We start from the raw sequence: 23053 nt of genomic DNA on the forward strand, positions 1-23053 counted from the left end.
TCAGCCGGCGCGGCGCACCCAGCTCGTCCACGCCCCCACGTCCCGGTAGCCGAGCCGCTGGTACAGGCCATGTCCCAGGGGCGAGGCCTGCAGGACGGCGACGGTGCGGCCGCGGGCGCGCGCATCCGCGTGCAGGCCCTGCATGACGAGGCCGGCCAGTCCCCGGCGGCGCGCCTCGGGGTGGGTGGCCACCAGGTAGATGCCGGCCGTATCCCCCTGCTCGAACGAGACCCCTCCGGCGAGTGCCCGGCCTTCCTGGCGCACCAGCACGGCGTACAGGCCGGTGGAGGGCTCGAGCTGGGGGCGCCAGGACTCGAAGTAGTCGACGTGCTCCTGGCCGTAGCAGAGCCCGTTGAGCTTGAGCACCTCGTGGAGGTCGTCCGGGTGCTCGAGCGTGGTGCCCGGGGGCAGCTGGGGCGGCGGATGCGCCAGGGGGATGCCCATGGCGGGGATGGCGTCCTCGGCCCGGTGTCCGGCGCGGGCCAGCACGGCCTCGGCGGCGGTGTCCCCCGGGTACACGGGCACGCGCCAGGCCCGCACGCCCAGCTCGCGGTACCACGTCTCCAGGGACCCGAGTGCCTCGGCGAGCGCGTGGGCGTCCGAGTACAGCACCTGCTGTTGGAAGAGGTGCGCCCCGCGGCCCGGCAGGGCGAAGGCCCGCACCCCGGGCAACTCCCTCATCCGCAACGGTCCGCCGTGGGCCTGCAGGGCCTTGAAGTCGTGGAGGTTGGCGCGCAGGCGCGCGGTGAGCTCAGCGTCCGTCATGCAGGGCACAGGTTAGGCGCTTCCAGGCGCTCGCGGGTGGACAGCCAGCGGACGGAAAATCCCCGGCCGGCCGCTCGGGAGGCTAGGGTGCGGATGCTCGCATGGAGCCTCGCTTCTACGCCTTCGATCCCCGCCCCACCCGCCGTGCCCTCTTCGTGGGGGCGTGCGTGCTCGCCATTCTCAGCGCCTGGGCGCTGGCGGATGCGCGGGCGCGGGGAAACGCTCCCCTGGCGGTGGCCCGGGCGGGCATCACGGGCGGACTGATGCTCGCCTTCGTCTTCGCCTGGCATCGGCTGCGGCCAAGGCCCGGCTGGGGCGTTACATTGAGTGCCAGGGGCGTCGCGCTGGCCCGCCCCTTCACCGGTAGCCAGCTCCAACTCTCCTGGGGGCAGATCGACTCCGTGCGCCGGCTCGGACGCAAGGAAGACGTGCTCGGATTGTTCCTGGACGAGGGGGGCCGGGTGCTGGTGACGCGCCACCTCTTCCCCTCGCGGACGGCCTTCGGCGAGCTGGCGGCCGCGCTGGAAGAAAGGAAGCCCGCTCCCCGTTTTGACGCGTAGCGTCGCGTGAGGCATTTCGAGAGGCGTTTCGTGAATCTTTTCGCTGCCTTGCGTGTTCTCAACAATCTTGTCCAGGGTGCCTCGAAGTGGTAGGCACACCTGTTCCCGCCAAGCGATTTCCCAAGGATTTTTCGCGCATGGAAAACATCCCCGCCCCCGGTGCCGCCGCGGCACCGCCGCCCGCGGATTACGACACCGGTGCCATCACGAAGCTGGAGGGCCTGGAGGCCGTCCGGAAGCGCCCGGGTATGTACATCGGTGACACCATGACGTACGGGCTGCACAAGCTCGTCTACGAGGTGGTGGACAACTCCGTCGATGAGGCCCTGGCGGGCCACTGCACGGACATCGAGGTGGTCATCCACGTGGATGGCTCGCTGTCCGTGCAGGACAACGGCCGAGGCATTCCCGTGGGCCCGCACCCGGACCCCAAGTTCAAGGGCAAGGACACCCTCGAGGTGGTGCTCACGGAGCTGCACGCCGGCAGCAAGTTCGGCAACGGCGCCTACAAGGTGTCCGGCGGCCTGCACGGCGTGGGCGTCACCTGCGTGAACTTCCTCTCTGAGTGGTTCAAGGTCCGCGTGCAGCGCAACGGCAAGGTGTACGAGCAGTCGTACGCGCGCGGCGTGTCCAATGGCCCGCCGGCCGTCGTCGGCGAGACGGACAAGCGCGGCACGCTCATCTGGTTCAAGCCGGACAACACCGTCATGGAGACGGCGGACTTCAACTTCGACACGCTCAGCCAGCGCATGCGCGAGCTCGCGTTCCTCAACGCCGGCCTGCGCATCATCATCCGCGACATGCGGGTGGGCAAGGAGCACGACTTCAAGTTCGACGGCGGCATCGTCTCCTTCGTCGAGTACATCAACAAGGCCAAGCAGTCGCTCAACGAGAAGCCCATCCACTTCCGCACGGAGCGCGAGGGCGTGTCGCTGGAGATCGCCCTGCAGTGGAACGATGGCTACGACGAGCGCATCTTCACCTTCGCCAACAACATCAACACGCACGAGGGTGGCAGCCACCTGTCTGGCTTCAAGGCCGCGCTCACGCGCACGCTCAACAGCTACGCCGAGAAGAGCGGGCAGTGGAAGGACCTGAAGGAGACGCCCACGGGCGAGGACGCGCGCGAGGGGCTCGCGGCCGTCATCTCCGTGAAGCTGTCCAACCCCCAGTTCGAGGGGCAGACGAAGACGAAGCTGGGCAACAGCGAGGTGAAGGGCCTCGTCGAGCAGATGGTGAATGATCAGCTCGCCACCTTCCTCGAGGAGAACCCCACCGTCAGCAAGAAGATCGTCGCGAAGATTGGCGATGCGACGCGGGCGCGGATCGCCGCCCGCAAGGCGCGCGAGACGGTGCGGCGCAAGGGCGTGCTGGACGGTGGCTCCCTGCCGGGCAAGCTCGCCGACTGCCAGAGCCGCGACCCCAGCGAGAGCGAGCTCTACATCGTCGAGGGTGACTCCGCAGGCGGCTCGGCCAAGCAGGGCCGGGACCGGCGCAACCAGGCCATCCTCCCGCTGCGCGGCAAGATTCTCAACGTCGAGAAGGCGCGCTTCGAGAAGATGCTCACCAGCGCGGAGATCGTGACGTTGATTACCGCGCTGGGCACGGGGATTGGTCGCGAGGACTACAACCCGGAGAAGGCGCGCTACCACCGCATCATCCTGATGACGGACGCCGACGTGGACGGCAGCCACATCCGCACGCTGCTGCTCACGTTCTTCTACCGGCAGATGCCGGAGCTCATCCAGAACGGCTACCTCTACATCGCGCAGCCTCCGCTCTACAAAGTCACGCGCAACAAGAAGGACATGTACGTGAAGGACGAGCGCGGGCTGAACGACTACCTGCTGCGCATCGCCTCGGAGCACTCGCGGGTGGTGACGGAGGGCGGGGAGCTGGGCGGCTCGGAGCTGCGCGAGCTGCTGGAGAAGGTGATTACTTACGAGGAGCGCCTGGAGAAGCTGGCGGCGCGGCGGGACGCCCGGGTGGTGGACGCGCTGGTGCAGGCGGGCCGGGTGGACGCGGGCCTGCTGACGGACGAGGCGGCGCTGCGCGCTCAGGTGGAGAAGATGGTGGACTACCTGAAGGCCCGCATGCCGGACACGCTGGGCCGCTTCGAGGTGTCCTACCCGGTGGATCCGGAGCACCACACGCGCAAGCTGGTGGTGAAGACGGACATCAACGGTGGCATGCGCCAGACGGTGTTTGACCACGGCTTCCTGTCGTCGCCCGAGTACATGGAGCTGGTGAGCCTGCGCGAGTCGTTCAACAAGCTGGGCAAGGCGCCCTATCGGGTGAAGGTGGGCGACGGCGAGGTGGTGGCGTTGTCGGTGCAGGAGGTGCTGGCCGCGGTGCGCAAGGACGCGCAGAAGGGGCTGGGCCTGCAGCGCTACAAGGGTCTGGGCGAGATGAACCCGGAGCAGCTCTGGGACACCACGATGAACCCGGTCACCCGTACGCTGCTGCAGGTGCGCATCGAGGACGCGGTGGAGAGCGACGAGATCTTCTCGCTGCTCATGGGCGAGGCCGTCGAGCCGCGCCGCGAGTTCATCGAGCGCAACGCGCTGGACGTGCAGAACCTGGACATCTGAGCCCGGTGTCCGGGCAGGTGGGCGGCTGAGCGAGCAGGTGGTCGCTCGGCCGTCTCGCGGGTGATCGGGGCCGTGCCTGGAGCTTCCGGGTGCGGCCCCGTTGCGTTTCCAGGGCCCAAAAAGACCAATGGGCCCGGTGCCGAAATCGGCTCCGCGCCCACTTGCCTTTCCCGTCCTTGTTGAGCTGGGCCGCGGAACCGCTGCGGCCCCCATGGGCCCTTACGGAAGGAACTTGTTGTATTCCCCAGGCCCACCCGGTGTGGGCCCTATGCGAAACAGGGTACTCATCCCCTCCGACATGCGAGGGGATGGGGTTTGTGCCCGGTCGGGGGGTACGAATGGGATGGACGAAGGACTCGGTTGCCGCCTGATCGCCCGCACCCCTTGTTTAACCCAGGTGGTGTTTTCTGGTCAACGAGAAGCGCCACGCAACGCGGCCGCTCGTTCCCGCCGGGACATCGCCGTCACATCCACGATGTCCACCTCGAGCGCCCCCGCGTTGTCCTCCACCTTCGTGTCCGGGAAGGTGCAGCGCAGCGTGTCCGCCCCCGTCAGCTGGTAGCGCTTGCCCGCCTCCAGCAGCCGGTGGTTGTGCCGGCCCTTCTTGCTGCTCTCCGCGCACAGCGCCCGACGTGTACGGCCCGTGGCGCCCGGGCTCAGCTCCGCGAAGTCGTCGCGCACGGTGAGCAGGTAGACGGCGTCCGGGTTGAGTCCGCGCACCGCCAGCTGGTGCCGCGGCTCGAGCACCAGCGCGTTGCGGGCTGGATCAAACGTGAGCTGGCGCGGCGGCACCCACTTGGACTGGCGCAGGTTCACCCGCACCGCGCCCGCGTTGTCCGCCAGGTCCTCGTCCAGCATGAAGACGTGCAGCTTGCGCACGCCCTTGAAGGTGCGCGGCGCGGAGCCGATCACCCCGAAGGCGTCCTCGGCGGCCAGGTTCTCGCCCTCGGCGAACCAGGCCAGCGTGCCGGACGCGCTCGCCTTTCCGTCGCTCAGCAGGGCGCTGCCGCTGGTGCTGACGGAGTAGCTCGCCCCCGAGTTGAGCTCGATGGACGCCGTGGCGTACTGCTGCACCGGGAAGGCGTTGTACTGGGGGCGCAGGACGAACACCCGCGTCGGGTAGTCCACCTCGTTGTACTTCTTGAGGTCCTGCGGCTGCGGCGCGGCGCTGGGCTCGCTGGAGCCCTTCGTCCCCTCGGGCTCCGTGCCCTGCGCGGCGGCCACCGGCTCGCCGGCCCTGTCCGCGGCGGGCGGGGGCAGGGGGGTGGTGGGCTGGACGGCCGGCTCGGGCTCCATGCGCTCGAGCTCCGCGTTGAGCTGCGGCGGGTTCTCGTCGGTGATGGTGACGCGCTTCGTCCAGGGCCGGTAGCCGGGCAGGGTGAGGACGAAGGTGTGGGTCTGATCCAGGGGCACGTTCGGCACGACGAGCGGCGTGGTGCCGGGCACGTCCTTGCCGTTGATCTTCACCGTGGCGCCCTTCGGCGTGGAGGCGATCCACTGCGAGGCCACGGGCCCGCCATCGCCCGCGCCGGAGACGAAATAGTGGATGGTGCCCAGCAGCAGGGTGAGCACGAAGATGGGCACGCTGATGAGCATCACCAGCCGCTGGCGCCGCTCGGCGCGCTCCGAGGCCTCGCGCTCCTGGGCCTCGCGCAGGGGGCGCAGGTAGTCCGGCACCGCCGGCCGGGTGGGGACGCTGACGGCCGGCACCTCGACGGGGGTGTCATGCGGCGCCCCGGCGGCGGAGCTGATGTCCGTGGGGGGCTGCGACACGGCCGTGGAAGGCTCGTGCCCCTCCACCTGCGGGGCGGCCATGGTCGCCGGGCCCAGCGCGCGCGTCACGCCCGCGCTCGACGTCACCCGGCGCACGGAAGCCGAGCTCACGGTGCGCACGCCCGCGTTGCTGAGCGGCCGTCCGCCACTGCTCCCGTTGGTGGAGGGCCTCAGGCTGGGACGGCTGCCCGCGTTGCTCCCCGGCCGGCCACCGTCACTGCCGGGCCTCGACTGCACGCGGACGTCGGAGTTGGTGTTGCTCCGGCCACCGGCCGCGCCTGGCGCTCGCGCCTGGGCACCCATCGGCTCGCTGACGGGCTGGGCCTGCCACGCGGCGAGCTGCTCCAGGAAGGCGGGCGTCACCTCCACCCGGCGGCCCTCGGCGGTGAGTTCCTCGGCGAAGAGGTGGCCCAGCAGCTGCGACAGCATCGCGGGCGAGAAGCGCGGCCAGCCCGAGTAGAGCTGCTCGCGCAGCGCCTCGGAGAAGGCCTGCGCGGTGGGGTAGCGCTGCCCCCGGTCCAGCGCCATCGCGGTGGACATCACCGCTTCCAGCTCCGGGCCGATGGCGGGATTGAGGCTGGAGGGCGGCGGGTACTCTCCATGGAGGATGCGCGGCAGCACCGCGGCGAGCTCCCCCTCGTAGGGGCGCCGGCCGCACAGCATCTCGTAGAGCACCACGCCCACGGCGAAGATGTCCGAGCGCGCGTCCAGGTCCTGATCGCCCCGGGCCTGCTCGGTGGAGAAGTACGGGTACTTGCCCTTGAGGGTGCCGGGCGAGGTGCGCGACTCCACGACGCTCGTCGCCTTGGCGATGCCGAAGTCGATGACCTTGACCTGGCCCTCGTAGGAGATGAGCACGTTGTCCGGCGACACGTCGCGGTGGACGAGCCCCATGGGCCGGCCGTCCTCGCCGATGTGCCGGTGCGCGTAGTCCAGCCCGTCACACATCTGCGTGGCGACGAAGAGCGCCAGCGGCATGGGCAGGCCGGGCAGTCCGGCTTTCTGCGCGCGGCGCAGCAGCTTGGACAGCGTCTGGCCGTGCACGAACTCCATGGCCAGGAAGTACTGGCCGTCGATCTCTCCGAAGTCGAAGACCTGGGCGATGTTGCCGTGGGTGAGCCCCGCGGCCACGCGCGCCTCGCTGACGAACATCTCCACGAAGTCGGGCTCGTCGGCGAAGTGCGGGAGGATCTGCTTGATGACCACTGGCTTGGTCACCCCCGCGGCGCCCTTCATGCGCGCGCGATAGGTGATGGCCATCCCGCCCGCGGCGAGCTTCGAGACCAGTTCGTACTTGCCAAATTCCCGGGCTTCGTTGGCGGCCACGATGCGCGTCGCGTTGTTGGAGGAGAAGGGGAGCCCGGAGCATACCCCGCTTCCCGCAAAAGTCCCGATAGGGGGGGCTCCGGGTGGCTTTCTTTCCTACTTCCGCGGACAGGCTGCGGATCCACCCGCCCGCGTTCTATTCTGGACACTGGTCTTGGGCAGAGGGGTTTCCATGAAGGTGCAACTGATGGTGCTCGCCCTGGCGGTGCTGCCGGGCGCGGTGCGGGCCCAGGTGTCCGAGGGGCCGGGGGCGGTGGACGCTCCCGTTTCTCAGGAACTGGTGGAGCCCGTCCGTCCACGCTTCGAGGTGCTGCCCGCGGCCGTCTCGGTGGTGCCCGGCGTGCTGCTGCACGGGCTGGGGCCGCTCGTGGCGGGGGACACCCCGACGGCGGCACGGCACTTCCTCCTGGAGGGCACGGGCCTCGGGCTCCTGGCCGCCGGGGGCGTGCCCATCGCCATGTCCGGGGCGTCGCGCCGGGTCATCGGCCCGCTGTACGCGGTGACGCTGGCCGGGGTGGGCCTCCTCTCCATCTCCACGCTGGCCAACCTCTATGGGGCCGTGTCGCCCGCCTTTCCTCCAGGCGAGGTGGCGCGGAGCCTGCCTCCCCTCGAGCTGGAGGTGGGCTACCAGCACGTGGTGGACCCGGCCTTCGACTACCGGCACTTCGTCTCGGTGGGCGCGCTGGCGCGGCTGGAGCGCGTGCGCCTGGAGGCCGGGGCGAAGCTGTCGCCGGACGAAGGCAACCTGCGCGTGCGGGTGGGCGGGGCGTACCGGCTGCTGGGAGCCCCCGAGGGTGCGCGCGCGGGCGCGGACGGCACGGCGTTGGACCTGGAGGCCGCGGCCCTCGTGCACCGCTACCCCGCCGAGGCCTTCACCCTGGGTGGTGGCGAGCTCTTCCTGCGGGGCCGCTACGACATGGCGCGCTTCAGCCCGCGCATGGCCGGCTCCTTCGCGGAGATGGGCGTGGGCTTCGCGATGCAGGGCTACGTCTACACGGGGCCGGTGGACGACATCCTCTTCGAGCAGCTCCTCTTCACCTTCGGCTACGGCGTCTACCTGGGACGCGGCGGGCCCTTCCGGGGCGAGGCGCTCCTCTATTACGACCACCGCAAGGACGACTTCCCGGGCGGCATCAAGGCCGGCGGGGGCGTACCGGGGTACGTGGGACTGCGCGGGCGCATGCTCCTCACCGGGCCCTGGGGCGTGTCCGCGGATCTCCAGGTGGGCTCGGCCCTGGTGGGCCGGGTGTCACTCGTCTACGCGTTGGGAGGTGAGCCGTGAGGAGCATTCGCCGGGGAGCCGCCGTGCTCGCGCTGCTGGCCACGGGCTGCAGCATGCGGCCGGCCGAGGAGCGCGCGCTGAAGGACCTGCAAGTGGGGCAGGTGGACGCCAACGGCGTGGCCTTCACCGTGGAGGACGGGCTGGCGGTGGTGCGCAAGGTGGAGCCGGGCACGCTGACGCTGTGGGGCTCGGCGCCGGCCTTCCACGTGCGCGCGGTGTCCTCGGCCGGGGCCACCGAGGAGTGGACGGTGGTGGTGCGCAACGCCATGCCGGAGGCGGAGCTGTCGGCGGCGGTGGGCGGCGAGCCGCTCCTGGTGGAGGCCCTTCCCGAGGGGCCCGTGCCCACGGTGAAGCTGTGGAAGGTGCGGGTGCCGGCGGGCGCGGAGGCCCGGCTGACGGTGGCGCCCCCGCTGTGGGACCAGCCGATGCCCTTCCGCTTCGCGGCGCTGGCGGACGTGCAGGAGGCCCTGCCCCGGGTGGGGGACATCTACCGGCGCATCAACGCGGACCCCACGCTGCGCTTCATCTACTTCTCGGGGGACCTGACGCAGCGGGGCTCCATCGAGCAGCTGGAGGAGTTCCAGTCGCGCCTGCTGGAGTCACGCATCCCCCTGTTCGCCACCCTGGGCAACCACGAGACCTACGCCCCGGATGCGAGCTACCACGCGTATTTCGGCCGGGGGAACCTGCACTTCACCTTCCATGGCGCGCACTTCACGATGATCGACTCGGCCAACGGCTCGTTGGACCCGAGGGCCGAGGAGATGCTGGACGGGTGGCTGGCGGCGGGGCGCGACGCGGTGCACATCCTGGGCACGCACATCCCCATCGTGGACCCCATCGGCGTGCGCAACGGCGCCTTCGCGAGCCGCAACGAGGCCGCGGCGCTGCTGGCGAAGCTGGCCAACGGGAAGTTGGATCTCACCCTCTACGGCCACGTGCACTCGTACTACTCGTTCTCCAACGCGGGCATTCCGTCCTTCATCTCGGGCGGCGGCGGCGCCATCCCCGAGCAGTTCGACGGCGTGGGGCGGCACTTCCTCGCGGTGGAGGTGGATCCGGCCCAGGGCGTGCGCACCGTGTCGCTGGTGCGCGTGGACTGAGCGACACCTGGGACAAGCGGGCCGCGCGCGGCTCTACTTCGCCTCGGTGGGAGGCACGGGCGCCTCCTGGGTCTCCACGGGCGCGGGCAGGGGCCGGGCCAGGGTGGCGGAGAAGCTCGGGTCTCCCGCCGCGGCCAGCGTCTTGCGTAGCGCCGTCACCGCGTCATCCACCACGCCCTGCCCGACGATGTTGCTGAGCGAGAGCCCCAGGCTGATGCTCTTGGCCACGGTGTCCATCTTCTTCTCCCGGAGCGCCGTGCGCACCTTGTCGAAGTCCTGCTTCTCCTCGTCCGTCACGTTCTGCATCATCGCGAAGGCGAGCTGCGGCAGGGACTCCTCGATCATCTCGAAGGGGACCAGGTGCATGGTCCTGGCCATCATCTCGGCGCGGACCCTGGCGCGCGCCCGGTCCACGGCGCGGTCCATCGCGGAGAGCATGACCTGCAACAGCGCGCTCGGGCCGATGGCGATGTCGTCGTTGCCCACGCGCATGTTGAAGGCCGAGGAGCGCAGCAGCCCCATGGCGCCAAACCCGGCGAGCAGCGTGTACCCGACCCGCGACGAGGCCGGCCCCTCCCCGAGGAGCACCCCCTGGGCGTCCGCCGGGTTCATCGTCTTGAGCGCGAGCAGGGCCATGACCGAGGCCAGCACGTTGAGCAGCGTGTAGGTGATCGCATGGCGGTTGGTGATGGCCTCGTAGGGGTCATCCTTGTAGCGGGAGACGAGCTCGCCAACCCCGATGAACGCGCCGATGAGCGCCACGGCGCCGTACTGCGCCGTGTCCGCGAGCAACTCCAAGGTCTCTGGCTGCATGAGGGCTCCCCCAGGGCCGGTCCTGCCGGGCTCCTCGCGCCAGTCTACCTCCCCGCGCCGGACCCGATGAGACCGGAGATGTAGGGTCCTTCGCCCACATGTGGGGAGTCATCCGGGGCTCGCGCCGCTGGGATGACGGGGCCTGAACACGGCGCGGGGCCGGTAAATCGGCCTCGGAGCGGACCCCCTTGAAAAGGCACTGAACATCTGTGCACATGAGGGGCCCACGCAGCACGCTGGAGGGGAGTCCCAGGCCATGTTCGACGCGAACGAAAACGATCCCATCTCGCCCGCGATGCGGGCGCTGCTCGAGGTGTTCTCCACGGAGCTGTCCGAGGTGAAGTTCCCGGACGTGGACGCGGAGGTGTTGGAGGAGGCGGCGAGCCGGGTGAGGGCGCAGGCCGAGGCGGTGGCTCAGGCGCAGGCGGCGCTGGAGGCGGCGCGCCAGGTGCTGGCCGAGGGCCAGGAGGCGCTGGTGCAGAAGGGCCAGCGGGCGCTGTCGTACGCGCGGGTGTTCGCCGAGGAGGACGCGGAGCTGAGCACGAAGCTGGAGGCCATCAGCCTGCCGAGGGCGGGGCGCAAGGTGGCGCGTGCGGACGGTGGCGTGGCCGCCGAGGCGCCCGCGCAGAGCGACGAGTCGGCGCCGAAGCGCCGGGGCCGTCCGCCCAAGTCCCGTCCGAGCGCCCCGCTGTTCGCCGAGGGCAGCTCGCCCGAGGCCGTCGCCGCCGCCCTCGAGTCGGCCGAGACGCCCGTGGCCGCCCGTCCCGCGGCGGCTTGAGGCCTGGGCGTCCAGGTGCAGCCCCTTCGTCCGGCCTGGAACTCCTCTGGAGCTCCGGGCCGGCTTTATTTTTGATGGAGGCGAGGGAACTCACATAAGAGGAGTCGCTTGCTGGTCTGGCCAGGAGGAAGGATCCCGGATGCTCGGTGAGCTGAAGCTGGAGGAAGTGGGGCCCAGCCCGCGGCTTTCGTTCTCGTTCGCGCCGCGCCTGAACCTGCTGACCGGCGACAACGGCCTGGGCAAGAGCTTCGTGCTCGAGCTGGCCTGGTGGGCGCTGACCCAGAATGGGTTGGATCCGGTGCCTGCTCTGTCCAGACCTGGGCGGAAGGGGAAGGTCGCCTATTCACTGGTGACGGAGGATGGGCCCACGACCGACTTCGAGCGCCCTGTTTTTTGGGACAGGCAAGAGGGCGGTGCTTTCGAGTGGCCTTCGTCACTCCACTCCTCGTTGATCCTCTACGCCCGTATCGATGGGGGCTTCCGCGTATGGGACCCTATTCGGAATCACTTCGGGCGCACGCATCAAGACCCGGGTGTTCCAAGCGCCTATGACTTTTCACAGGAGACGCTCTGGGACGGGTTGGTGGAGAACGGCCGGTCTCTGTGCAATGGGCTCATCCGGGATTGGGTTTATTGGCAGTTGCGACGCTCGGAGTCGTTCGAGCGTTTGTGCAAGGTCCTGGCGGTCCTCTCACCGGATGCGGCCGAGCCGCTGAAACCCGGCGAGCCCACCCGCCTGGGCATTGATGACGCTCGTGACATCCCGACGCTGGAAATGCCGTATGGCGCCGTCCCGCTCACCCATGCCTCCGCTGGCATCCGGCGCATCGTCGGGCTCGCCTACCTGCTCGTCTGGGCTTGGGAGGAACACCGGCGGGCCGCTGAGTTGCTTCACCAAAAGGTGAGCAGCGACATCGTCCTGCTCATCGACGAAGTGGAGTCGCACCTTCATCCCCGCTGGCAGCGGCTCATCCTGCCCTCGCTGCTGGCCGTCGTTCGCGAGCTCCGCCCGGATGTGAAGGTCCAGGTGATTGCCGTCACGCACGCTCCCCTGGTCCTCGCTTCGATGGAGCCCTCGTTCGACCCGGAACAGGACGCCCTCTTCATGTTCGACCTGGTGGGCCACGAGGTGAAGGTCTCCCGGGCCGACTGGCGGCCTCGCGGGGATGCCAATGCGTGGCTCACCTCCGAGGTCTTCGACCTCAAGGAGCCGCGTTCCGTGGAGGCCGAAGAGGCCATCACCCGCGCCAGGGCCGCGCTCAAGGACCCGGACCTCCCCATCGAGGAGGTGAAGCGCATCCACAACGATCTGTATCGGCTCCTCAAGGATACGGATCCCTTCTGGCCGCGCTGGCTCGCACGTGCCGAGGCCGCGGGAATCGAGCCATGATCCACGTCGAGCCCCAACCCGAGCCTCCGGACTTCGACGCCAAGGTCCGCCAGCCGGGCCGTGCCGAGCTGGCCTCGCCGGAAGGGGAGCTTCGGCCACTCTGGCGCCACTGCGCCACGCAGCTCTGGGAGGCGTACAAGGGCGTCTGTGCCTACTCCTCCCTCCACATCCCTCGTGGCACCGGTGCGCTCTCGGTCGACCACCTGCTTCCCAAGTCGAAGCGCCGTGAGCTGGCCTACGAGTGGCGGAACTACCGGCTTGCCTGCGTGCGGATGAACGCGCGCAAGAACGACCTCGAGGATGTGTTGGACCCATTCGAGGTGCGGGACGGGTGGTTCGCACTCGAGTTGTCCACGCTCCAGGTCATCCCGGGTGACGGGCTGCCCGAGGCGCTGCGTGCACGGGTCCAGAAGACCATCGACCGGCTGGACCTGAACGATGTGGAGTTCGTTCGGGCCCGGGAGAGCTGGCACTCGGCCTGGAGGGATGGCGACATGACTTTCCGCCTCCTTCGCAAGTACTGCCCCTTCCTGGCGAAGGAGTTGGTCCGTCAGGGGGTCGTCCAACAAGAGGCGTAGATTCATCTCCCGGCTCTCCGCCCCTGCCCGCTCGTGTCAGGCCGCGGCCGGGCTCGCCGCGCCTTGCAGGGAGCGGCGCTCCGCGTAGAGCTTGTCCCGCCAGGCCAGGAGGTCTCCGAACTCCTCGGCCAGCCGCGGCTCGGTGAAGGCGGCGCGCATCCCGGGGCCGAGGGGAATGAGGGGGTGCTCCACCGGCCGCACCATGGTCAGCGAGACGGCCACGGCGATGTCCGCGAAGGTGAAGCCGGAGAGCAGCGTGTCGCGCCCTCGCAGGTCCGCGCGGAGCCGTTCGAGGCCTCGCCGGATGGTGGCCCGGTCCTGCTCCGGGTCGCGCGCATCCAGGCGGTACTTCCGGTTCATGAACGCCGTTCCCAGCCGGGCGAGCGGCAGCAACGCCCGGCGGAGCGGGGCGGGCACGGACGGGGGCAGGTTCTCCAGCTGCATGGCCTCGTCCCGGGCCATCCGCAACACGCTCAGCGCGCGCGCCGCTTCCATCAGCCCGGTGGCGAGCTCCACGTAGCGGGCGAGCTCCGCCTCGGCGCTCGCGGGGAACAGCGGCGCACCCGTGCCCAGGCGGTCCGCGTACCGGGCGATCTCCACCGAGTCGCGCAGCACGCGCCCGTCATGGAAGAGCACGGGCACCGTGATGAGGCCCCGGAACACCCCGGTGCGCAGCCGCAGCAGCGGCTCACCCAGGAAGGGGGTGTACGACTCTTCCCGGTAGTCGATGCGGTGGTGGTCCAGCGCGAAGCGCGCCCGCTCCGACCACGGGGAGAACCAGGCGGCGACGAACATGGGGCGGCTCATGGTCCCAGGCTAGCAGACCCGAGCGCTCGCTCCCCGGGCTGCTCGGACTCCCGCAGTGTGCCCGGGCGAGGTGGCTCCGTGCGCGGGCGGACGAGGAGGCGGTGGGGGCATTCGGGCCGGGCCCCTGACTGTTACCGGCTGGGGGTACGGGATGGACAGAGGAGCACCGGAATGAATGGGTCGCTGCAGGAGCCGGCCTTACGGCTCGACCTGGAGTCGGTTCCGCTGGAAGTGCTCTGGAACGCGCCCATCGGCATCGCCCTCGTGGACCGGGGGCTCCAACTGGTGCGCTTCAACCGGGCCCTGGCCGGGCTGCACGGCCCGCGCGCCCGCCTCTACCCGGGCATCCGCCTGGCCGACGTGCTCCCGCCCGGCGAGGCCACGCAGGACATCCTCTGGCGCATGGAGCAGGTGCTCGCGACGGGCCAGCCCTTCTCCCGCATCGAGCTGGAGTGGGGCCGGGTGAGCTGCCATCCCCTTCATGAAGGCACACGGGTGGTGGGGCTCTGCCTGTACCTCGAGGAGGTGCCCGAGCCGGGGCTCGCACGCGAGGCCCTCCAGGTGAGCGAGGAGCGGCTGCGGATGTCCCTCGCCTCGGCCTCCATCGGTACCTGGGACTTCAACCCCGCCACCGGCGAGTTCCTGTGTGACGCGCGTGCCCTGGAGCTCTTCGGGGCCCCTCCCGGCTTCCGGATGGACTGCGACACGTTCCACTCCATCATCCACCCCGAGGACCGGGAGCGCACGCAACAGGTCATCCAGCGGACGGTCAGCCCGGAGAGCGGCGGGAGCTATGACATCGAGTACCGCGTCATCGGCATCCAGAATGGGGTCGAGCGGTGGCTCTCCGCCCAGGGGCGCGCCTGGTTCGATGAGCATGGGGGGCTCGTGCGCTTCAGCGGCACGGTGGTGGACATCACCCAGCGCAAGCGGACCGAGGCCAGTGCCCGCTTCCTCTCGGAGGCCAGCCGCCTGCTCGCGGAGCGCCTGGACAGGGCGGAGGAGATCCTCGAGCGGGTGGCGCGGCTCTCCGCCTCCTCCATCTGCACCTACTGCATCATCGGCGTGACGCGGCCGGATGGGCGCCTGCCGCGCGTGGCCGGGGCGCACCGGGAGCCGTCCCAGGAGCATTTCGTCCGGGAGGCCCTGCGCTTCGTGCCCAGGGCCCCGGGAACGAGCCCCCTGCTGGAAGGGGTGCACACCGGGAGGTCGGCCCTCATCCGGGAGTTCACCCAGGACGTCCGCCAGCGCTACGCCGTCAGCCCCGAGCACCTGGCGCTGATGAACACGCTGGATGCCCACTCCGTAATGACCGTGCCGATGCGGGCGGGCGGGAAGGTGCACGGGATGATGATCCTCGCGGCGTGCGCTCACCAGCGGCGGTTCGACGAGGAGGACCTGGCGCTCGCGGAGGAGCTGGCCCACCGGGTGGGTATGGCGCTGGAGAACCTCCGGCTCTACGAGGAGGCGCGGCAGGCCGTGGGCCTCCGCGACGAGTTCCTCTCCGTCGCGAGCCACGAGCTGAAGACGCCGCTCACCTCGCTCAAGCTGCAGCACGCGCTCATCGGCAAATCCCTGACGCCGGAGTGCCGCGCGTCCGTGGGCACGAGGCTCCCCAAGGCAGTGAGCCAGGTGGAGCGGCTCACCTCGCTCGTGGACAGCCTGCTGGACGTGAGCCGCATCGGCGCGGGCCGGCTGGGGCTCGAGCCCGTCGAGATGGAGCTGACCCAACTGCTGCGCGAGGTGATGGAGCGGCTCTCCGAGGTGTTCGCCCAGGCCGGGTGCGGGGTGGACTTCCCCGACACGCCGACGGTGCACGGGTATTGGGACCCGTCGCGGTTGGATCAGGTGCTCGTCAACCTGCTGTCCAACGCGGCCAAGTACGGTGCGGGCAAGCCCATCCACGTGCGCGTGAAGGTGGTGGATGGGCGGGCCCTGCTGTCGGTCGAGGACGAGGGCATCGGCATCGCGCCCGGGGATGTGCCGCGCCTGTTCTCCCGCTTCGGGCGCGCGGTGTCGGAGCGGCACTACGGCGGCCTGGGGCTGGGGCTCTTCATCTCCAAGCAGATCGTCGAGGCCATGGACGGCCGCATCCGCGTGGAGAGCCAGCCGGCGCGAGGCTCGACCTTCACCGTGGAACTGCCGCTGCGCGCACGGGGGTGAGGCAGGGCGCGGACTCCGGAAAAGACACCGCCCGGAGACACGTCTTCTCCCGGAGCCCCCTCCGTCAGAAGAACGTACCTCCGGGCGATGGGCCGCACCCGGGAGGCAGCTCCAGGTGCGGCATTGCTCGTACACCTTGGGTGAGGCTCAGTTCTCCGGGTACGCCGTCCAGCCGGCCGTCCAGTCCACGCTGCCCACCGCGCCGATGAACTTCGCGCTGGCGTCGAAGAAGCCATCCGCCGGCGGCGTGGCGGCGCTGGAGGTGATGAGCGCCTGCGACTCGGCCGCCGGCTTGAAGTCGGGCGTCTTCGCGTTCACCGCGGCGCTCAGCATCGGATCCACCACCTGGTTGTTGTTGACCGTGGCGAGGAGCTGCTCCGGCTCCTTGTAGATGGAGCCGTCGCTCAGCCGGGTGGCGTCCGGGTTGGTGGTGGTGCCCGCGGCGTCCTTCACCGGGTTGGCCGAGTAGTCGATGGACGTGGTGTTGCCCTTGTTCTGCCAGAAGAGGGTGTTGCGGATGGAGAGGTTGCCGGACTCGGACAGCTGCGCCGAGGCCGCGCCGTCCACGTCCACCGCCTTGTCGGCGAAGTGGGCGACGATGGCGTTGTTCAGCTTGATGCCGGCGCCGGTGTTGAACACCAGCCCCTCCTGCTTGGTGCCCGTGGTGGCCGGGGCCCGGTTGGAGCCGATGAAGGAGGCGTTCCAGATCTCCGGCACCGAGCGCGGGGTGGCCGTGTTGGTGGTCTTGTTGCCGCTGGCCTCGATGGCGCGGTTGCCCACCCGGTCGTTCTGCTGCACCACCAGGAACTGCACCTTGCCGCTGTAGCCCAGGTCATAGTCCAGGCCGTCGTCGTCCGGCTGGGTGATGACGATGTGCTTGAGGTTGGCGGTGCCGCCGAACATCTCCACGCCGTCGTCCGCGCCCTTGTGCACCTGCACGTAGTCGATCTCCGTCGCCGAGCCGCACGCGCCCGTGGTCAGGCCGTTGAGCTCGTTGTCCTCGGCCAGCTCGTACCCGGCGAACTCGATGCGGGCGTACTTCAGCTTGCCGCAGTCGTGGGCGTCGTCCTCGCCGCCGTACTTGGTGCGGTCGTCACCGCTGGTGGCGAAGAAGCCCTCGATGGTGTTCTGGCCACCCGCGACGTTGATGCGGGCCTTGCCCAGCAGCACCACGCCGCCCCAGTCACCCGCGGCGCGCTCGCCCTCGGGCTTCGCGCTGGTGAAGATGATGGGCTTCGCGGCCGTGCCCACCGCGTTGAGCTTCGCGCTGCGGGTGATGACGAGCGCGCTGCCCTCCTCACCGACAACCGTGGTGCCCGGCTCGATGGTGAGGGTGCCGCTCTCCACGAAGATGTAGCCCTTGAGGGTGTAGACCTTGTCGGCCGTCCAGGTGGTGTCCTGGGTGATGTTGGCGCTGACGTCGTCGGTGGTGTCCGGCGTCACGGGGCCGGGGCAGCCGGCGAGCAGGGACGTACCCAGGGTGAGGCCGAGAGCGAGCCGCTTCATGGTGTGCTTCCTTTTGAGGGGGGGGTTACAGGGTCCAGCCGAGCGCCGCGGAGAAGGCGATGCCCGGGCGGTACTTCAGGAGGGTGATTCCGCCCTGATCCAAGACGACGGCGGAGTTAAGGAGGTTGGAGCCGGTGAGCTTGAGCTGCAGGCCGTTGCCGAGCTTCTGGCTGACGGACAGGTCCACGCGGAGGAAGGGCTGCTCGTAGACGTCCGGGAGCGGATTGAGGCCGACCTCACTGATGCGCGGGCCGTAGACGTTGTAGAGCAGGGCCACCTCGGTGCCGCTCTCGGGGCGCTCGTAGCCGAGGTTGAGGTTGACGACGTAGGGCGACTGGCCCTGCATGGGGCGCTGGCTGTTGGTCTGCGCGCCCAGCTTCTCCGGGTCCGTGAGGACGATGCTGGACTGGATGAGGGTGAGGTTGGCCGCGGCGCGGAAGTTCGAGAGCGCGGGCGAGAGGCGGCCGAGCGACGCGCGGGCCTCCAGCTCCACGCCGAAGCTGTTGGCGCCGTCGGCGTTCTCGAAGCCCATGTCGCCCGAGTAGCGGAGGATGCGCTCGATGGGGCTCTGGAAGTTCTTGTAGAAGGCGCTGGCGGCGAGCACCTCGTTCTCCCCCACGAACCACTCCAGGCGGGTGTCGAGGTTGTGGATGCGCGTCTCGAGCAGCTCCGGGTTGCCGGACACGTTCCGGCGGCGGACGAAGTCGAAGAAGATGAAGGGGGCCAGCTCGCGGAAGGTGGGCCGCGCCAGGGTGTAGCTGTAGCCAGCGCGCAGGTTCATGTCCGGGCGCAGCGCGTAGATGGCGTTGAGGGCCGGCAGCACGTCCAGGTACTTCGCGTCGGTGCTCGCGGTGGGCGCGGTGTCGAACGGGCTGTGAGCGGTGAGCTGCTGCAGCGAGTGCTCCACACGCACGCCACCCACCAGGCGCAGCGGCTCCACGGGTTTGTAGTCCGCCGTCACGAAGCCGGCGAAGACTCCCAGGTAGGCGTCGTAGGCATCATCGCCGCGCGTGGTCTCGCGCATGCGGATGCGGGTGCCCAGGTTGGACGCGCCGAACAGCTCCTCGGGGGGCAGTGAGGTGTCCACCGGGGTGTCGGTGAGCTGGTAGCGGAAGCGGCGGGCCTGGAAGTCGCGGAAGGACACCTGGGCCAGGCCGCCCGCCTTCACGCGCAGGTCGGAGAAGGGCAGGGTGAGGCTGGCGCTGCCGCCGGTGGACGTCTCTCCCAGCGAGCCGAAGAAGCGCTCGCCGCTGTTGGGCTGGTTGGGGAAGGCGAACGTGCCGGTGGGGTTGCCGAGGTCGTCGCTGTAGAGGGTGTCGCGTGTGTCCGGCTCGTCGCGCTCCACGCGGCTGAAGTTGGCCTGCCAGTCCAGCTCGGCATCGGCCAGGGTGTTGAGCCGGTGGAAGCCGCGCACATGGTTGAAGGAGAGCGCTCGGGAGACGAACTGCAGGCGCGTGCTCTCGAACGTCTCCGAGCGCCCGTTGTTCACGCCCCGGGAGGTGAAGGTGGTGCTGTCCGTGCTGCGCGTGTAGAGGCTGAAGAGGGTGAGCTCGTTGTCGCGGTCCAGCTGGTAGCCCACGCTGGCCAGCGCGCTGAGGGAGGAGCCCTCGGTGCCCTGGAGGGTGCGGGTGGCGTCCTGCGCCTGGAGCTGGCCCACCGGCATGTCGGCGCGGGCGAACTCGGACTCGCGCACGCTCTCCTTGTGCCCGTAGTTGACGGTGGCCAGGTAGCCCAGGCGGCTGTTGCCGAAGCGCAGTGTGTCCCCCACGGACGCGCCCAGGCCCAGGTTGGGCAGCGCGGTGGACTGGCGCGCGGACCAGATGTTGGGGAAGGCCTGCCAGGTGCTCGCCGAGCTGCCCATCCGCTCGTTCTGGGGCAGACCCGCCGGCAGCTGGCGCTCGGGGCCCGCGAAGCTTAGCGACTCGAGGACGCTGCCCGGGTGCGTGTTGCGCTGCTGGAAGGTGGAGACGCTGTCGCCGGAGAAGGTGATGCGCGGCTTGAGCTCGAACTTACTCGGGTAGGTGTTGGTCTCGATGAGAAGCGTGCCGCCGCCGAAGGTGCCGGGCAGATCGCTGGTGTAGCTCTTCACCACGTTGAGGTTGGCGAGCAGGCTGGTGGGGAACAGGTCCAACGGCACCGAGGGCTCATCCGGCTCGGGGCTGGGCAGCAGCGCGCCGTTGAGCAGCGTCACCGAGTAGCGGCCACCGAGGCCGCGCAGCAGCATGAAGCGGCCGTCCACCACGGTGACGCTCACCACGCGCTTCACCGCGTCCGAGGCGCTCGAGTCCGGCGTGCGGGCGATCTCCTGGGAGCTGATGGCGTCGGACACCGCGGCGGCCTTCTTGCGCTCCTGGAGCAGCGCGCCCTCGGCGCGGCGGTCCGCACGGGCCTCGACGACGACTTCCTGCACGGCGCCCGCGTCGGCGCTCAGCTGCACGTCCAGCTTCGTGGCCTTGCCCTGCTCCACGATGAGGCCGGTGATGCGGCGGCCCTCGTAGACGTCATAGAAGACGCGCAGGTCGTACTTACCGGGCGGCAGCGCCAACTGGTAGTTGCCGTCGACATCGGTCAGCACGCTCTTCTGTCCGCCGGTGACGACCTTCACCGTGGCCTCGATGAGGGTCTCCTTCGTCTGGGCGTCGGTGACCTGGCCGTAGATGCCGGTGAAGCCCGGGGGAGGCGTGGCCGACTCGGCCATCAGCTCGTCCTCGGAAGCATCCTGCGCCACCACTCCCTCTCCCCCCGGGAGAGGGTCGGGGTGAGGGTGTTGGGTTGAATCCGCGTCAACCTGGGGCGCGGACTCGGAGGTCTCTGTGGCGTCGGCGGGCACCTGGGCCATGACGGGCGCGGCCAGCAGTGCGAGCGCCGCCAGTGCGGCGCGAATGGAATGGAGAGACAACACGGGACTCCTCACCAACGAGCGCGCGTAGAGAACGCGACGCCCGTGGCAACGAAATGGATGGAAGGTGAAAAGGGAGAGACCGGAATGAAGACTTCAGGTCACGGTGCGGACGGCTCGGCGACGGCGTCGGGGACCACGGCGACGGTGAGCTTCCCGCCGCGTGCGAGGTCCATGACGTCCATCGCGGTGCCGTACGGCACGTCGTTCTCCGCGTCGAAGAACACGATCTTGTCCGGGCGCGCGTTGATCATCCGCTGCAGCCGGGCCACGACCTGGTCGCGCGGCACGTCCTCGCGGTTGATCTGCACCGCGCCCGACTTCGTCACGGTGAGCACCACGGGAGGCAGTGCGCCGGGAGGAGGCGGAGCCACTTCGGTCTGCTCGTCCGCCTTGCCGGGCACGTCCATCCACATCTGCTTGGTCATCAGCGGGGTGACGACCATGAAGATGATGAGGAGCACCAGCACCACGTCCACCAGGGGCGTCACGTTCATCGCCGGGCGGATGCCGCCCTTGCCACCACCGACGTCAAAGGCCATGGCGGTTCACTCCTGCTTCTTCAGGTCGATGACCTGGAGCGAGATGCCCGGGAAGCCAATCTCCTGCAGTGCCTTGAAGACGCCGCGCACCTCGGCGTAGCGCACGCCGCGGTCGGCCTTGAGCACCACGCGCGCCTCGGGGTCCTTCTGGTGGACGGCGCGGAGCTGCTCGACGAACTGGGCCCGCGGCACCTCCTTCTTGTCCACGAAGAAGGCGCCCCGCGCGGTGAGGCTCACCGTGGTGGGAGTGAGCGAGTTGTCCTCGCCCTTGTCCGGGTTCACCACCGCCGGGAGGTCCACCGCCGCGCCTGCCTCGAGCTGCGGGGTGACCACCATGAAGATGATGAGGAGGACGAGCACCACGTCCACCAGCGGCGTGACGTTCATCTCGGGCACGAGCCCACCGCTACGCCGGGCGGACATCGACGCCCTCCTTGCGCGTGGCGCGCTCCACGTCCAGGGCCACCGCGCCCTCGCCGCGCACCGCGGGGGACACCAGGCCGTGCACGTCCTCCAGGTGGTCCATGAACTCCTTGCGGGCCAGGTCCAGCGACAGCAGGAGCGCGTCCGCGCGGGTGGTGAGGAAGTTGAACATCAGCACCGCGGGAATGGCCACCAGCAGGCCGAGCGCCGTGACGACGAGCGCCTCGGCGATACCGGCGGACACCGCGCCCAGTCCGCCCGAGCCCGTCTTCGCGATGCCGGCGAAGGCCTCGATGATGCCCACCACGGTGCCGAGCAGACCGACGAACGGGGCCACCGAGCCCACCGACGCCAGCACGCTCATGCCCCGGCGCACGTCCGCGGTGACGCGCTCGTAGATGCGCTCGAGGTCTCTGCGCGTCAGCTCCACCGCGCCCAGCTTGCCCTGCGGCGCCGCCTTCTTGGCCAGGTACGTCTTCACGCCACCGCCCAGCAGCTTCGCCAGGCTGCTCGCCTTCGCCGTCGAGGACTCGATGACGAACTGCTCGTGCTGCTGCGACTCCAGCAGCTTGCCGGCGCGCGCGGCGAACTTCCGGTCCGCCGCCTTCGAGCGGAAGAAGTAGAGGAGGCGCTCGAAGAACACGACCATCGACGCCAGCGCGAAGGCGACCAGCGTGTAGGCGATGCACCGGGCGAAAAAGCCCATGTGGTGGTAGATCTCGATCAGATTGAAGTTCATCTGGGGGGCTCCGGCGGGTGAGACAGGAATGGCTCGCTACTTGAGACGGAAGGGGACCTTCACGATGCGGAAGACGGCGGTGGGCTGGCCGTCCACGAGCGCGGGCTCGTAGCGCCACGTGCGCACCGCGGCGATGGCGGCACCCACGAAGGGCTCCTCTCCGCGCATCACCTTCACGTTGCTGACGCTGCCGTCCGCCTCGACGACGATCTTCAGGATGACCATGCCCTCCTGGCCGCGGGCCCTCATGTCGGAGGGGAACTCGGGCAGCAGGTTGGAGCCGAGCTCCTTGGGGGGCGTGGCGGACTCGGGCAGGTTGATGGGCCGGGGGCGCAGCGAGCCACCGGCCACGCCGGGGCTGTCCACGCCCGTGACGAGGGCGCCCGCGACGAGCTGGCCCGTGCCTCCCACGGCGACGGGGGCGGCGGCCACCGCGTTCTCCGCGTCGGCCTCGGGCGGCTTCTCCACCGGAATCTCCTTGGGCGCCACCATGGCCGCGGGCGCGGCGACGGTGGGCGGCGGAGGTGGCTTCGCGGCCTTGGCCTTGGGCTTGGGCGGCGGGGGCGGAGGCGGCGGGGCCGGCTTCACCTCCACCACCGGGGGAGGCGGCGGACGGAACACCACGTCCACCTTCTTCTCCTTGATGACTTCCCTCACCTGGTTGCCCACGGCCACCGCGGTGAGTCCGATCAGGGCGCACATCCCCAGGGAGGCGGCGCCCGAGAGCGCGAACCGCCGGGCGGACTGCACGTCGGTGGCGCTGTCGTAGGTCTCGAACATGACGTCCAGCCGTATAGCGACGTCACGTTTCAGCCCCGTGCAGCCCCCGCAACAGTTCATCACGCCGTGCGTCACGGCCTCCTCACGGCCAGGTCACTCCGTGACGTTTCGCGCACGATTCGTCACGTCGGTGCTCCATGTGACGGAGGTGTCACGGTGGGAGGGCGGAGGTGACTTCAAAAGTCGCCCCATTCTGCCTCATGCCCCGGGCGGGCGGGCAGGCGGACGTCTCTCT

General features: G+C 69.7%; 18 protein-coding genes. 8 read left to right on the forward strand and 10 right to left on the reverse strand.

Annotated features, from left to right (window positions below; all coding sequences use genetic code 11):
* A complete protein-coding gene (locus NR798_RS02445) occupies nt 1-765 on the reverse strand; it encodes a GNAT family N-acetyltransferase (RefSeq protein WP_375769766.1) in 765 nt (254 codons plus the stop codon).
* A 101-nt stretch (nt 766-866) separates the two neighbouring features.
* Here NR798_RS02445 and NR798_RS02450 point away from each other — a divergent pair, with 101 nt between their 5' ends.
* Nucleotides 867-1325, forward strand: coding sequence for a hypothetical protein (locus NR798_RS02450; protein ID WP_375769767.1), 459 nt, complete (start codon nt 867-869; stop codon nt 1323-1325).
* A gap of 137 nt (nt 1326-1462) precedes the next feature.
* Nucleotides 1463-3916 (forward strand): DNA topoisomerase (ATP-hydrolyzing) subunit B, encoded by a 2454-nt coding sequence (gene gyrB, locus NR798_RS02455; RefSeq protein WP_375769768.1) that lies wholly within the window; start codon nt 1463-1465, stop codon nt 3914-3916.
* Nucleotides 3917-4327: 411 nt separating this feature from the next.
* Here the strand turns inward: gyrB and NR798_RS02460 are convergent, their stop codons facing one another.
* On the reverse strand, nt 4328-7015 hold the full coding sequence (locus NR798_RS02460; RefSeq protein WP_375769769.1) for a protein kinase: 2688 nt from the start codon (nt 7013-7015) through the stop codon (nt 4328-4330).
* A gap of 172 nt (nt 7016-7187) precedes the next feature.
* Between NR798_RS02460 and NR798_RS02465 the strand changes: the two genes are divergently transcribed.
* Together NR798_RS02465 and NR798_RS02470 are read left to right on the forward strand one after the other, a co-directional pair.
* A complete protein-coding gene (locus tag NR798_RS02465; RefSeq protein ID WP_375769770.1) occupies nt 7188-8297 on the forward strand; it encodes a hypothetical protein in 1110 nt (369 codons plus the stop codon).
* A complete protein-coding gene (locus NR798_RS02470; RefSeq protein WP_375769771.1) occupies nt 8294-9400 on the forward strand; it encodes a metallophosphoesterase family protein in 1107 nt (368 codons plus the stop codon). Before NR798_RS02465 ends, NR798_RS02470 begins: the two co-directional genes overlap by 4 nt.
* A 33-nt stretch (nt 9401-9433) precedes the next feature.
* Here NR798_RS02470 and NR798_RS02475 read toward each other — a convergent pair whose 3' ends face one another.
* Entirely contained in the window at nt 9434-10213 is a 780-nt protein-coding gene (locus NR798_RS02475; RefSeq protein WP_375769772.1) for a hypothetical protein, read from the reverse strand.
* 256 nt (nt 10214-10469) lie between these two features.
* Here NR798_RS02475 and NR798_RS02480 point away from each other — a divergent pair, with 256 nt between their 5' ends.
* The 3 genes from NR798_RS02480 (at nt 10470) to NR798_RS02490 (ending at nt 12959) form a co-directional block, all read left to right on the forward strand.
* Nucleotides 10470-10991: a hypothetical protein gene (locus tag NR798_RS02480; RefSeq protein ID WP_375769773.1), complete on the forward strand. Its 522-nt coding sequence runs from the start codon at nt 10470-10472 to the stop codon at nt 10989-10991.
* A 139-nt stretch (nt 10992-11130) separates the two neighbouring features.
* Nucleotides 11131-12381: an AAA family ATPase gene (locus tag NR798_RS02485; RefSeq protein WP_375769774.1), complete on the forward strand. Its 1251-nt coding sequence runs from the start codon at nt 11131-11133 to the stop codon at nt 12379-12381.
* Nucleotides 12378-12959: a hypothetical protein gene (locus NR798_RS02490; protein ID WP_375769775.1), complete on the forward strand. Its 582-nt coding sequence runs from the start codon at nt 12378-12380 to the stop codon at nt 12957-12959. Before NR798_RS02485 ends, NR798_RS02490 begins: the two co-directional genes overlap by 4 nt.
* Nucleotides 12960-12995: 36 nt before the next feature.
* Here NR798_RS02490 and NR798_RS02495 read toward each other — a convergent pair whose 3' ends face one another.
* Nucleotides 12996-13766 carry a glutathione S-transferase family protein gene (locus NR798_RS02495; RefSeq protein WP_375769776.1) on the reverse strand — a complete coding sequence of 257 codons (771 nt, stop codon included), beginning with the start codon at nt 13764-13766 and terminating at the stop codon, nt 12996-12998.
* 171 nt (nt 13767-13937) lie between these two features.
* Between NR798_RS02495 and NR798_RS02500 the strand changes: the two genes are divergently transcribed.
* Complete coding sequence (locus tag NR798_RS02500) at nt 13938-15929, forward strand: ATP-binding protein (protein ID WP_375769777.1); 1992 nt, start codon at nt 13938-13940, stop codon at nt 15927-15929.
* A gap of 147 nt (nt 15930-16076) precedes the next feature.
* Here NR798_RS02500 and NR798_RS02505 read toward each other — a convergent pair whose 3' ends face one another.
* The 6 genes from NR798_RS02505 to NR798_RS02530 form a co-directional block, all read right to left on the reverse strand.
* Nucleotides 16077-17435 (reverse strand): hypothetical protein, encoded by a 1359-nt coding sequence (locus NR798_RS02505; protein ID WP_375769778.1) that lies wholly within the window; start codon nt 17433-17435, stop codon nt 16077-16079.
* A 25-nt stretch (nt 17436-17460) separates the two neighbouring features.
* On the reverse strand, nt 17461-20274 hold the full coding sequence (locus tag NR798_RS02510; protein ID WP_375773712.1) for a TonB-dependent receptor domain-containing protein: 2814 nt from the start codon (nt 20272-20274) through the stop codon (nt 17461-17463).
* 161 nt (nt 20275-20435) lie between these two features.
* Nucleotides 20436-20876, reverse strand: coding sequence for an ExbD/TolR family protein (locus NR798_RS02515; RefSeq protein ID WP_375769779.1), 441 nt, complete (start codon nt 20874-20876; stop codon nt 20436-20438).
* Between the two features lie 6 nt (nt 20877-20882).
* A complete protein-coding gene (locus tag NR798_RS02520) occupies nt 20883-21299 on the reverse strand; it encodes an ExbD/TolR family protein (protein WP_375769780.1) in 417 nt (138 codons plus the stop codon).
* Complete coding sequence (locus NR798_RS02525; protein WP_375769781.1) at nt 21283-22038, reverse strand: MotA/TolQ/ExbB proton channel family protein; 756 nt, start codon at nt 22036-22038, stop codon at nt 21283-21285. Before NR798_RS02525 ends, NR798_RS02520 begins: the two co-directional genes overlap by 17 nt.
* 36 nt (nt 22039-22074) lie before the next feature.
* Nucleotides 22075-22818 (reverse strand): energy transducer TonB, encoded by a 744-nt coding sequence (locus NR798_RS02530; protein WP_375769782.1) that lies wholly within the window; start codon nt 22816-22818, stop codon nt 22075-22077.
* Between the last annotated feature and the right edge of the window lie 235 nt (nt 22819-23053).

Origin of the sequence: Archangium gephyra (genome assembly GCF_042230915.1) — a bacterium.
Taxonomy (GTDB): Bacteria; Myxococcota; Myxococcia; order Myxococcales; family Myxococcaceae; genus Archangium; species Archangium gephyra_B.

Excerpts from the sequence above, each read along its gene's own strand:
- NR798_RS02445 (WP_375769766.1), bottom strand. The coding sequence starts at position 765 with ATGACGGACGCTGAGCTCACCGCGCGCCTGCGCGCCAACCTCCACGAC.
- NR798_RS02450 (WP_375769767.1), top strand. The coding sequence starts at position 867 with ATGGAGCCTCGCTTCTACGCCTTCGATCCCCGCCCCACCCGCCGTGCC.
- gyrB (WP_375769768.1), top strand. The coding sequence starts at position 1,463 with ATGGAAAACATCCCCGCCCCCGGTGCCGCCGCGGCACCGCCGCCCGCG.
- NR798_RS02465 (WP_375769770.1), top strand. The coding sequence starts at position 7,188 with ATGAAGGTGCAACTGATGGTGCTCGCCCTGGCGGTGCTGCCGGGCGCG.
- NR798_RS02475 (WP_375769772.1), bottom strand. The coding sequence starts at position 10,213 with ATGCAGCCAGAGACCTTGGAGTTGCTCGCGGACACGGCGCAGTACGGC.
- NR798_RS02480 (WP_375769773.1), top strand. The coding sequence starts at position 10,470 with ATGTTCGACGCGAACGAAAACGATCCCATCTCGCCCGCGATGCGGGCG.
- NR798_RS02485 (WP_375769774.1), top strand. The coding sequence starts at position 11,131 with ATGCTCGGTGAGCTGAAGCTGGAGGAAGTGGGGCCCAGCCCGCGGCTT.
- NR798_RS02490 (WP_375769775.1), top strand. The coding sequence starts at position 12,378 with ATGATCCACGTCGAGCCCCAACCCGAGCCTCCGGACTTCGACGCCAAG.
- NR798_RS02495 (WP_375769776.1), bottom strand. The coding sequence starts at position 13,766 with ATGAGCCGCCCCATGTTCGTCGCCGCCTGGTTCTCCCCGTGGTCGGAG.
- NR798_RS02500 (WP_375769777.1), top strand. The coding sequence starts at position 13,938 with ATGAATGGGTCGCTGCAGGAGCCGGCCTTACGGCTCGACCTGGAGTCG.
- NR798_RS02505 (WP_375769778.1), bottom strand. The coding sequence starts at position 17,435 with ATGAAGCGGCTCGCTCTCGGCCTCACCCTGGGTACGTCCCTGCTCGCC.
- NR798_RS02510 (WP_375773712.1), bottom strand. The coding sequence starts at position 20,274 with ATGGCCCAGGTGCCCGCCGACGCCACAGAGACCTCCGAGTCCGCGCCC.
- NR798_RS02515 (WP_375769779.1), bottom strand. The coding sequence starts at position 20,876 with ATGGCCTTTGACGTCGGTGGTGGCAAGGGCGGCATCCGCCCGGCGATG.
- NR798_RS02520 (WP_375769780.1), bottom strand. The coding sequence starts at position 21,299 with ATGTCCGCCCGGCGTAGCGGTGGGCTCGTGCCCGAGATGAACGTCACG.
- NR798_RS02525 (WP_375769781.1), bottom strand. The coding sequence starts at position 22,038 with ATGAACTTCAATCTGATCGAGATCTACCACCACATGGGCTTTTTCGCC.
- NR798_RS02530 (WP_375769782.1), bottom strand. The coding sequence starts at position 22,818 with ATGTTCGAGACCTACGACAGCGCCACCGACGTGCAGTCCGCCCGGCGG.